Consider the following 10978-nt stretch of genomic DNA (forward strand, 5'->3'; position numbering starts at 1 on the left):
CCCTTGGCCTTGAGCTTCGCAGCCGCCTCGATGAACCACTTCATCTCGGCCAGCTGCTGGTCCTTGTTCAGCGTCGAGGGCTGGAATTCGCCATCGATCCACTTCTTCGCCTCGGCCTCGCCTGCCCAGGCCGCATGGCTGCCCAGGGCACTGACTGCGGCAAGTGCCAGGGCGGTGCAACGCATTTTCATTGATGTCTCCAGAAGGTCTCCCCTTGAGGTCGATGACACTTCGGCCGGGAAGAGGTAGCCGAGCGCCTTGAGACTCACCGGGCACCTAGCCCTTGCGCAGGATCAGCCCCAGCAAGGCCACAGAGGCGGCGAAGCTGAACCAGATGGAAGGCTCCTGGGCCAACCCGAACCAATCCATCATCTTCTCGCTCACGGCAACGAATGCAAGGTTCACATAGGCTGCCGCCAGCAGGCCGATGAACAAGCGGTCGCCCCGGGTGGTGGCGATCGGCAGCCACCCTTTGCGCAGCACCGTGGGTGACCTGATCTCCCACAGCGTCATGCCAGCCAGCATCAAGGCGATGCAACTGAAGAATACGGTCACCGGCACCGTCCAGGCCATCCATGCAAACATCTCTCGTCTCCTCAACGCTGTGTGCTTTGCAGCACGTCAAACCCGCCCCATCGCAAAACCTTTGGCAATGTGGTGCCGCACGAACCAGATCACGATGGCGCCAGGCACGATGGTCAGAACCCCTGCCGCAGACAGCACACCCCAGTCCATGCCGGAGGCCGACACCGTGCGGGTCATCGTTGCAACGATGGGTTTGGCGTTGACGCTGGTCAGCGTGCGCGCCATCAGCAACTCCACCCAGCTGAACATGAAGCAGAAGAAGGCGGCGACGCCCACGCCGGCTCGGATCAGTGGAATGAAGATGGTGAGGAAGAACCTCGGAAACGAGTAGCCGTCGATGTAGGCCGTCTCGTCGATCTCGCGCGGGATGCCCGACATGAAGCCTTCCAGGATCCACACCGCCAGCGGCACGTTGAACAGCAGGTGCGCCAGCGCCACGGCGATGTGCGTGTCCATCAGGCCCAAGGTGGTGTAGAGCTGGAAGAACGGCAGCAGGAACACCGCAGGCGGCGTCATCCGGTTGGTCAACAACCAGAAGAACACATGCTTGTCGCCCAGGAAGCTGTAGCGTGAGAAGGCATAGGCTGCGGGCAGTGCCAGGGCCAACGACATGGCCGTGTTCATGGCCACGTAGATCATCGAATTGATGTAGCCCGAATACCAGGACTCGTCGGTGAGGATGGTCCGGTAGTGCTGCCAGGTGAAATCCCGCGGCCACAGCGTGAAGACCGAGGTGATCTCCTCGTTCGTCTTGAATGACATGTTGATCATCCAGTACACAGGCAAGATCGACATGACCAGGTACAGGGCCAGGAAGACGACCCGCTTCTTGGGACGCGTGTCAGACCACATGGGGAACCTCGCTCTTGGTTTGGGCGCCAACGCGTTGCATCCAGGTGTAGAGGATGAAGCACAGCAGCAGGATGATCAGGAAGTAGATCAACGAGAAGGCAGCCGCCGGCCCCAGGTCGAACTGCCCGACCGCTTTCTGGGTCAGGTACTGGCTGAGGAAGGTGGTGGCGTTGCCGGGGCCGCCGCCGGTCAGCACGAAGGGCTCGGTGTAGATCATGAAGCTGTCCATGAAGCGCAGCAGCACCGCGATGACGAGCACGCCGCGCATCTTGGGCAACTGGATGTAGCGGAACACGGCGAACTTGCTCGCACCGTCAATGCTCGCGGCCTGGTAGTAGGCATCGGGGATGGCTCGCAGTCCTGCGAAACACAGCAATGCGACAAGCGGTGTCCAGTGCCAGACGTCCATGAGCAACACAGTGAGCCATGCATCGACCGAGTTTCGGGCGTAGTCGTAGTCGAAACCCAGTTTCGCCAGCGTTGCACCCATCAGGCCAATGTCGTTGCGGGCATAGATCTGCCAGATGGTGCCCACCACGTTCCACGGGATCAGCAGCGAGATCGCCACGGTCACCAACACGGCAGATGACTGCCAGCCGCGGGCTGGCATCGACAGGGCCAGGGCAATGCCCAACGGGATCTGGACCACCAGCACGCTCAGCGAGAAGACCAGCTGGCGCCACAGCGCGCCCATCAGCTCGTCGTCACGCATCACGGCCTTGAACCAGTCTGTTCCGACGAACACCCGCCGCTCCGGCGAGATGATGTCCTGCACCGAGTAGTTCACCACCGTCATCAGCGGCAGGATGGCCGAGAAGGCCACGCAAAGCACCACCGGCAGGATCAGAAACCATGCCTTCTGGTTGACAGGTTTCATGGGATCAACTCCTCGTCCCGGTAGTAGCAGGTGTGTTCGCTGAACAGATTCAGCCAGACGGTCTCGCCGACGCCTGGCCAGCTCACTTCCTCGGCCACGCGTGCCCGTACACGCACTTCACTCGCTCCCGTGCCCACGTTGGCGCTGATCAGCGAAAAGGTGCCGACGTCCTGCACCTGGGTCACGACTGCAGGCATTGCGCCCGGCTGGCCCTGTTGCGCCAGCTGCACGTACTCGGGGCGCACACCCACCTTGAAAGCCTCCAGTTGCGCCAGCGCGGCGCGGGGTGCGGCCAGGGCCTGACCCGCCACCTCGATGCCGCTGCCGGTGCCACGTGCCGGCAGGAAATTCATGCCCGGCGAGCCAATGAAGTGCCCGACAAAAGTGTGCCTCGGGCGCTCGAACAGCTCGGACGCATCCCCCATCTGCACCGCCTTGCCGCGGGTCATGACCACCACTTGGTCGGCAAAGGTCAAGGCCTCGACCTGGTCGTGCGTGACGTAGACCAGCGTGAGCTTGAGCTCGCGGTGGATCTGCTTGAGCTTGCGCCGCAATTGCCACTTCAGGTGCGGATCGATCACCGTGAGCGGTTCATCGAAGAGCACGGCACTCACGTCTTCGCGCACCAGGCCACGCCCCAGCGAAATCTTCTGCTTGGCATCGGCGGCCAGGCCGGCGGCACGCTGGTCGAGCTGGCCGCTGAGCTCAAGCATCTCGGCAATCCGGCCCACGCGCTGCCGGATGCGATCCGGCGCCACGCCACGGTTCTTCAGCGGGAAGGCCAGGTTCTCGGCCACGGTCATGGTGTCGTAGATGACCGGGAACTGGAACACCTGGGCGATGTTGCGCTGTTGCGGCGACAGGGCGGTGACGTCGCGACCGCCGAAGTTCACCGTGCCGTGCGACGGTCTCACCAGGCCGGAGATGATGTTGAGCATGGTGGACTTGCCGCAGCCCGAGGGGCCCAGCAGCGCGTAGGCCCCGCCGTCCTCGAAGTCCATCTTCAGCGGCAGCAGCGCGTAGTCCTCGTCGCGTTGCGGGTTGGAGAAGTAGGTGTGCGCCAGGTCCAGTGTGATCTTGGCCATGTCAGTGGAACTCCCCGGCGGCACCCGGCGCAACGAGCAACTCGCCCGCCGCGTCGAACACATAGGCTTGCCTTGGGTCCAGGTGCAGCGTGAGGGCGGCGCCCAGCGCGAACTGGTGCACCCCCGAAAGCTGCGCCACCAGCTCACCGATGGGTGTGGCCACATGCACGAAGGTGTCCGAGCCGGAGATCTCGGCCAGCTCCACCACGCCCTTGAGGGTGACGTCCCCCGGTCGTCCGAGCACCCGCAGGGCACTGGCGCGCACGCCGACGGTGAGGCTGCCGGCCAGCCGCCGGTCGGCCAGGGCAGGCAGCTGCAGTTGCAGGCACACGCCCGCCGCCAGCGCCACGCCCTGCGGCGCGGCCTGGCCGGCCACCAGGTTCATCGGCGGGTCACTGAAGGCGCGCGCCACGCGCATCGAGCGCGGCCGACGGAAGACCTCGGCGGTGGGGCCGTACTGCAGCAGCGCCCCTTCGTCCAGCACGGCGGTGTAGCCGCCCAGCAGCAAGGCCTCGGTGGGCTCGGTGGTGGCATAGACGACCGTGGATCGCCCCTGCGCAAACAGCGCCGAGAGCTCCTCCCGCAAGCCTTCGCGCAGCTTGTAGTCCAGGTTGACCAGTGGCTCATCCAGCAGCATCAGCGGCGCCTGCTTGGCCAGCGCGCGGGCCAGTGCCACACGCTGCTGCTGGCCGCCCGACAGTTCGGCCGGCAGGCGCTTCAGGAAGGGCTCGATGCGCAGCTTGGCGGCCAGGGCATGGACGGTTTGGGCAATGCCTTTTTCCTTGCGCAGCTTCAGCGGCGAGGCGATGTTGTCGGCCACGCTCAGCGAGGGATAGTTGATGAACTGCTGGTAGACCATCGCGACATTGCGCTGGCGCACAGACTGGCGGGTGACGTCCTGCCCGTCCACCAGCACCCGGCCCTTGCTGGGCTTGTCCAGCCCTGCCATCAGCCGCATCAGCGTGGTCTTGCCGGCCTGGGTGGCGCCCAGCAGCACGGTGACTGCGCCGGGCACCAAGGTCAGGTCAAGCGGATGAAGGTGGACCGCACTGCCTGCGCGCTGGGCGATGCCTTCGAGCACGAGTTTCATGTGGGCTCCGATGCCATGGTGAGGGGGAACATGCTGGTCACGTCCGGCTCACAGCTCGCTCGCCAGCTTCCATTGGCGCAGTTCGTAGACCGTGCCAGGCCGCACAGGCGCCTTGGGATTCGGGTCCTCCATGCGGCGACGGAAGCTGTGAATGGGGGTGGCCCGCGGGTCGATCATCACCTCGACCAGGCTGGGGCCGTCATGGGCAAACGCAGCGTCGAGCGCGGCGTCCAGCTCCTCGGGCCGCATGACCTTCAGGCCCAGCAGGCCCATGGCGGTGCCGGCAGCGGCAAAGTCGGGCTTGTCGCCGACGGCCAGGTCCACCGATTTGCGCAAATCCTCGAAGAACACCTCCTGCCACATCTGCAGCCAGCCCAGGGTGCCGTTGTTGATGACGATGTTCACCACCCGCATGCGGTTCTGGGCCAAGGTGGCCAGTTCACCGACGGCAAACGCATGCCCTCCGTCTCCGGCCAAGGTCACGACGCGGCCGCCGCGCCGCTGCAGCACCGCCGCCGCGCCGATGGCCGCTGGCGACGCATAGCCCAGGCCGCCCTGGCCCCGCGCGTAGAGGAAGTGCCGGCCGCTTTGCGTGGCGGGGATGTACTGGGCGATCCAGCCGGCGGAGAAGCTGGCGTCGCTGATCACCACGTCTTCGGCCTGAAGGCGGGCCGCCAAGCCGGCCATCACGATGGGCGGAATGATGGGCAGCTGGGTGCTGGCCTTCTCCTGGTCGAGGCCTCGCTGCTTGCCCGCCTTCACTTCGGCGATGCGCGCCAGCCACTCGGGCTTGGGCGTGGCGCTCACCATCCCGTCCAGGGCGGCAAGCGTGGCCCGCACGTCGCCACACAAGGCGACGGTCGGCTGGAACGTGCGGCCGTGCTCGGTGGGGTCCGCGTCGATCGTGATGTTGGCCTGGCCGGCCAGCGGCAGGGTCCAGTTCATCGCGGTGTTCTGACTGGCCTTGCTGCCGCACCAGATCAGCAAGTCGGCCTCCTTGATGAGCTGGATGGCGGCAGCGCTGCCAAGCGGGTTGAGCACGCCAGCGGCGTAGGGCCGGGTCTCCGGCACCGAGCCTTTGCCCGACAGGCTCGACACGTGCAGAGGCTGGACGCGGTCACAGAACGCAGTGAGCAGTTCGGCAGCGCCCGAGGCATGCACACCGCCGCCGGCAATGATGGCGGGCCGCCTGGCCTTGGCGATCAGCGCGGCCGCACGCTGCAGTTCGGCGTCTTCCGGGCGATAGCGGCTGGACGGAGCCTGAATGCAACGCTTGTCCACGGGGATCACCTGGCTGTCGTCCCAAGGCGCGTCCATCACGTCGTGAGGCACGATGATGACCACCGGGCCGGGACGCGGCGAGGTGGCGATGCGAAAGGCGGCGCGCACGATGTCGGGCAAAGCCGTGACGCTTGGCACCATGAACACTTCCTTGGAAATGCTCTGGAAAAATCCCTGCTGATCGAAGCCTTGCGAGGCCACGCCCTTGTGCCGCAGGGTCACCCAGTCCAACGGCAGTTCGCCGACGATGCAGATCATGGGGATGGAGGCGTTGTAGGCCTCGACGATGCCGTCGGTCAGCTTGGTTGCGCCGGGGCCGACCGTCACGTCGCACACGCCAGGTTTGCCCGTCAGCCGGGCATAGGCATCGGCCGCGTAGGGGGCACTGCGCTCGTCGCGCACAAGGATGTGCTCGATGCGTGGCGCGAGCCGGGCAATGCCCTGGTGCAGCGCGGTGGTCTGGCCGCCCGGCATGCCGAAGACGAAGTCGACTTCATAGTCCAACAGCATTTTTGCGAGCAGGTCGCCAACGTGTTTCATGGTGATTTCCGTAAGGTGGGTTCAAATGAGGAAGGTCGTGACGGCTGGTTCTGGTCGCTCGTCACGACAGTGAAAACTCAGCGGGCGGGGTCGGGTTCGGCGGCCGGTTGCCAGAGCGGCGCCAAGGTGCGTGCGACCAGCGCGAAGCGTTCGAACTTGCGGGCATATGCCGCGTGCCGCGCCGGGTCGGGTTGATAGGCCCGCTCGACCCGCACCATGTGCGTCATGGCCGAGCTGAAGTCGGCATGCAGACCCAGCGCCACGGCGGCACACATCGCGGTGCCGCGAGCGCCCACCTCGCCACCCTGGGTGACTTCGACCGGCAAACCCAGCACGTCAGCGAACATCTGCGACCAGACCGGGCTGCGAGCTGCTCCCCCGGCCAGGCGAATGCTCTGGACCTGCGCCCTGTCGCTGCCGCTCAGCAGCGCATCAATGTCCAGCTTGTGGGCGAAGACGATGCCCTCGAAGATCGCGCGCACCACGTCGGCACCGTCGTGCTCGGCGCGCAGCCCCAGGAAGCCGGCCGGCGCGCCGCTGGGGCCGCCGAACAGGAAGGGCAGGAACAGGATGTCGTTGGGACGCTGGAGCACCTGGCCGACACGCTCACCGCAGACGTCATAGATGGACTGGCCACGAAGCGCCGCGGCCTCCACGGCCTCCGGCCCGAGGATGCTCTTGCAATACCATTCGAAATTGCTGGCGGACGTGGGCGAGCCCTCGGTGGCCAGGAAGAGTTCACCCACCGGATACGCCATCTGCAAAAGCGGCAAGGTGTCCAACCGAGGCGCGGCATGCAGCGTGGAGTTGATGCTGAAGGTGCCGGCAATCACGCTGAGCTGGCCCGGACGGGCCACGCCGGAAGCAATGGCCGCCGCGCACACATCCACCATGCCGCGCACGACGGGCGTACCAGCGCGCAGGCCGGTCTGCACTGCGGCTTGCGCCGAGACCTTGCCCACGACCTCGTCGCAAGCGCCAATGCGGGGCAGTTTGTCGCGCCAGGCGCCGAGGCCAAGTTCGTCGTAGAAGGCCTCCGGGTAGCAGGCGTGGACCACGTCGATCAGCCCACCCGCACCGGCATCGGTCACATCGGTGGACAGGTCCCCGCACAGCTGCGCCCGCAGGTAGTCCTTGCAGAACAGCACCGAATGCGTCGCGTCGACCACCGCTGGCTCATGCCTGGCCAACCAGTGCAGCAGCCCGGCAGGCTGACCGGCCCACAGCCGCTGCTGTGTCCGCACACCGTTGCGCTGGCTCAGCCCGTCGCGCGCCCAATGGGCCAGCACATCGGTCGACCGGGCGTCGGTCGACATGATCCCGGGCCGCACCGCCTGCCCATGCCGGTCGACCAGGTACAGGCCCGCACCGTAGCCGGACACCGAAACCGCGGCAATGTCGCCAGCGTCGATTGCCAAGGTCTGCAGCACTTCCTGGATGGCCTCGCCAACGTCTCGCCACATGGTCTGCGGGCACCGCTCCGTGTGGCCTGGCGCCGGAAACAGGATCGGATTGCGCCGACGCGCGGTGCCGATCTCGTTGCCCTGGAAGTCGAACAACACGGCCTTGGTCATCGTGCTTCCGGCATCCAGGCCCAGCAGGTACTTCGTCATGCTTGTCTCCTTTGCCATCAATCTCGTAATTACAAGTTGAGGCATGTCTTGCTTGATTTGGCCGAAGTCTATCGACCACTTCCTCCCCGTCAATCCACGTTCTCCGCATATTTGCTAGGTGTTTTTGCCGATGAGCCGCACGACAGGATGCATTCATGATCCGCCGCCACGGACTTCGGCTTTGCATCTTGTAATGATGAGTTGGTTCGCGAACGGGTCTAAACACAGAGACAGGAGATGGGCGATGCGCCGCAGGGACGATGTACTGAACGAGATCCGGGCTCAGCCCGACGTGGAGGTGTTGATCGTCGGGGGCGGCATCAACGGCGTCGGCTTGCTGCGCGACCTGGCCGCGCAGGGTGTGGGCGCGCTATTGGTCGAGCGGGGAGACTTCTGCAGCGGCACCAGCGCGGCGCCGTCCCGGCTCATCCACGGCGGCTTGCGCTACCTGGAGACCGGCGAGTTCGCGCTGGTGCGCGAGTCCGTCGAGGAGCGCAACCGCTTGTTGATGAACGCCCCCCACCTGGTGGTTCCCCTGGCCGTGTGGGTGCCGCTGAACAGCTGGTGGGCCGGCCTGGCACGCGCGCCGGCACGCTTCTTCGGCTGGACGCGAAGCCCGGGGCGCAAAGGCGCGATCGTGACCAAACTGGGCCTGGTGTTCTACGACTGGTTTGGCCGCAAGATCGGTGGGGTGCCGAGACATCGGCTGGTGAGTGGCCCGGATCTGCGGCGCGCCATGCCTTCGATATCGAAGCAGGTGAAGCTGGTGGCCGAGTTCTTCGATGCCCGGCTCGTGCATCCTGAACGGCTGACGCTGGAGCTGATCGCAGACGCAGAACGCGATTGCCCCGAGGCACTGGCGGCGTCCTACCTGGCACTCGTGTCCAGCGAGGGCGACACGGTGACACTTCAAGACGCGCTGGGCGGCGAGCGCATTCAGGTGCGGCCACGCCTGGTGATCAACACCACCGGCGCGTGGGTGGACCAGGTCGACGCGCAGATGGGGGTCCATCACCGCTTCATTGGCGGTACGCGGGGCGCCCACCTGGTGCTGCGCCACCCGCTGCTGGCACGTGAGTTGGGTGCGCGCATGCTGTATTTCGAGACGCAGGACCATCGCATCTGCCTGGCCTACTGCCTGACCGACGATCTGGTCCTGCTGGGCACCACCGACATCCGCACCGACGATCCGGACGACTGCCGATGCACAGAGGCCGAGATCGATTACCTGTTCAGGGAGTTGGGCATCGCCATGCCTGAGCTCCCAGCCAGGCGCGAGCAGATCGTCTTCAGCTACGCCGGCGTGCGCCCGCTGCCTGCGGCTGACGGCACCGTGGCCGGCGCCATCAGCCGTGACCACTCGGTGCGGCTGCTGCCGGCCCAGGGGGATCGCCCTTTTGACATCCTGACCCTCGTCGGCGGCAAGTGGACGACCTACCGTGCCTGCGCAGCCCAGATCGCTGACGATGTGCTCGCACGCCTGCGCCGGCAGCGCAGGGTCGACACCGCCCAGCTGCCCATCGGAAGTGGCCGCGATTGGCCAGTCGACCCGGCCGAGCGCCAGGCGCGCGTGGACCGCCTGAGCACCACCTCGGGCCTGGCCCCCGCGCTGGTGGCACTGCTCTGGGACCGCTACGGCTGCGAAGCCAGCGGAGTCGCCGCCATCGTCGCCACGACCGGCGCTGCAGCCATCTGCGACCTGCCCACCTACACGGTGGGCGAGATGGTCCACATCGCACAGCACCAGCGCATCGGCCGGCTGGCCGACGTGGTGCTGCGCCGCACGCTGATTGCCATCGAAGGTCGCTGCACCGAAGCAGCACTGCGCATGATCGCCACCATCATCGGCGGGGAGCTGGGCTGGGACGCCCATCGCCAGGCACAGGAAGTGGCCGGCACCCTGAAGCTGCTCAGGCAGCGACATGGTGTACAAATCGGCTCCCGCATTGCAGACCTCTGATGCCAGAGCCGCCTCCATGACAGAAGATCCGCCCGCAGCGTCGGGTCGTGACGCCGCCGCAGAATCTGCCACCGGGCCACTGTGGTCCCAGGTCAAACAGTCCCTGCTGCGCATGATCAGCGACAACGGCATGGGCGCCAACGCGGCCCTGCCTTCCGAGAGCGCCTTGTGCGAACGCTTTGGCGTTTCCAGAACCGTGGTGCGGGAGGCTCTGAACCAGCTCGTTTACGAGCACGTCATTTACAAGCGCCAGGGCAAAGGCGCTTTTGTCTCTGGCCGCCGCGAGGAGCAGAACTTCGTCGGCTCCATCGTCGGCTTTTCGGGCGAACTGCTGGACAAACACAAGCGCATCACGCGCCGCGTGCTGACCCAGCGCGTGGCCCTGCCAGGCGAGCGCGCGCAGCACTTCCTCAGGTTGCCGGTCGACCAAGGCATTGCTTCGCAAGTGGTCGAAGTTTCGCGGGTGCAGATGGTGGACGGCATCCCGCGCATCCTGGTGCGCCACAGCATCCCGGCGGCGCTCACGCCGGGCCTGGACCAGCTGCCGCTGCAGACCCGCTCGCTCTACGACGTGCTGCAAAAGCAGTACGGCATGATCTTCAAGCGCGCTGATCGCTGGATCGAGGCGGTGACGCCCACGCCCGAGGAAGCCGACCTGCTGGAAATTCCCCACACCAGCCCGCTGCTGGCCATCGAGTCCTGCGCCTTGTCGGACGCCGGGCTGCCCATCGAGTACTACCGCGCGCTGTTCAGAACCGACCTCGCGTCACTGCACATTCGCATCGGCTGATCGCCGCGCGAACAACCAGCCAAACGCCGCCACGCTGAAGGCCGACGGCTGACAAGCCGCGTTGCAGCGGCCTGCCAGCCCTTCGTGATCAAGGGTCGCTGGCGGCAAACCGTTGTTTGCCGCCAGGTTGCTCAGCGCACCTTGCCGGCCTTCCAGGCATTCAGCAGCGTATCGTAGGCAATGGTCTCGCCCTTGGGCTTCTCGTTGGCCAGCTTGGCCCACGGTGCGCCCTTGTCGCTGAGGTACTTGGCCGGATCGCCCTTGGGGTTCAGCTTGGGCGCGCAGTGGGCCATGCCAGCGCGCTC

At 65.9% G+C, this 10978-nt stretch carries 9 protein-coding genes and 1 pseudogene; 2 read left to right on the forward strand and 8 right to left on the reverse strand.

What is annotated here, in order from left to right; genetic code table 11:
- The 8 genes and pseudogenes from LRH25_RS32230 to LRH25_RS32265 all read right to left on the reverse strand — a co-directional run.
- Window positions 1-191: pseudogene (locus LRH25_RS32230) on the reverse strand (carbohydrate ABC transporter substrate-binding protein); the annotation flags it as partial.
- A gap of 85 nt (window positions 192-276) precedes the next feature.
- Window positions 277-585 (reverse strand): DUF2160 domain-containing protein, encoded by a 309-nt coding sequence (locus tag LRH25_RS32235; RefSeq protein ID WP_141290212.1) that lies wholly within the window; start codon window positions 583-585, stop codon window positions 277-279.
- A gap of 36 nt (window positions 586-621) precedes the next feature.
- A complete protein-coding gene (locus tag LRH25_RS32240; protein ID WP_141290213.1) occupies window positions 622-1437 on the reverse strand; it encodes a carbohydrate ABC transporter permease in 816 nt (271 codons plus the stop codon).
- Window positions 1427-2314, reverse strand: a complete 888-nt coding sequence (locus LRH25_RS32245) for a carbohydrate ABC transporter permease (protein ID WP_141290214.1) — start codon at window positions 2312-2314, stop codon at window positions 1427-1429. The genes LRH25_RS32240 and LRH25_RS32245 overlap by 11 nt, the downstream gene beginning before the upstream one ends.
- Entirely contained in the window at window positions 2311-3399 is a 1089-nt protein-coding gene (locus LRH25_RS32250) for an ABC transporter ATP-binding protein (RefSeq protein WP_141290215.1), read from the reverse strand. The genes LRH25_RS32245 and LRH25_RS32250 overlap by 4 nt, the downstream gene beginning before the upstream one ends.
- A gap of 1 nt (window position 3400) precedes the next feature.
- A complete protein-coding gene (locus LRH25_RS32255; RefSeq protein WP_231013256.1) occupies window positions 3401-4489 on the reverse strand; it encodes an ABC transporter ATP-binding protein in 1089 nt (362 codons plus the stop codon).
- Window positions 4490-4537: 48 nt separating this feature from the next.
- Window positions 4538-6310: a thiamine pyrophosphate-binding protein gene (locus tag LRH25_RS32260; RefSeq protein ID WP_141287971.1), complete on the reverse strand. Its 1773-nt coding sequence runs from the start codon at window positions 6308-6310 to the stop codon at window positions 4538-4540.
- A 77-nt stretch (window positions 6311-6387) separates the two neighbouring features.
- The gene (locus LRH25_RS32265; protein ID WP_141287972.1) at window positions 6388-7923 is read right to left on the reverse strand and encodes an FGGY-family carbohydrate kinase; all 1536 of its coding nucleotides are present in this window, start codon (window positions 7921-7923) and stop codon (window positions 6388-6390) included.
- A gap of 244 nt (window positions 7924-8167) precedes the next feature.
- Between LRH25_RS32265 and LRH25_RS32270 the strand changes: the two genes are divergently transcribed.
- Both LRH25_RS32270 and LRH25_RS32275 read left to right on the forward strand, forming a co-directional pair.
- Entirely contained in the window at window positions 8168-9883 is a 1716-nt protein-coding gene (locus LRH25_RS32270) for a glycerol-3-phosphate dehydrogenase/oxidase (protein WP_141287973.1), read from the forward strand.
- Between the two features lie 16 nt (window positions 9884-9899).
- Window positions 9900-10673, forward strand: a complete 774-nt coding sequence (locus LRH25_RS32275) for a GntR family transcriptional regulator (RefSeq protein ID WP_141287974.1) — start codon at window positions 9900-9902, stop codon at window positions 10671-10673.
- Window positions 10674-10978 lie beyond the last annotated feature (305 nt).

Source organism: Ideonella azotifigens, assembly GCF_021043325.1.
Lineage (GTDB): Bacteria > Pseudomonadota > Gammaproteobacteria > Burkholderiales > Burkholderiaceae_C > Ideonella > Ideonella azotifigens.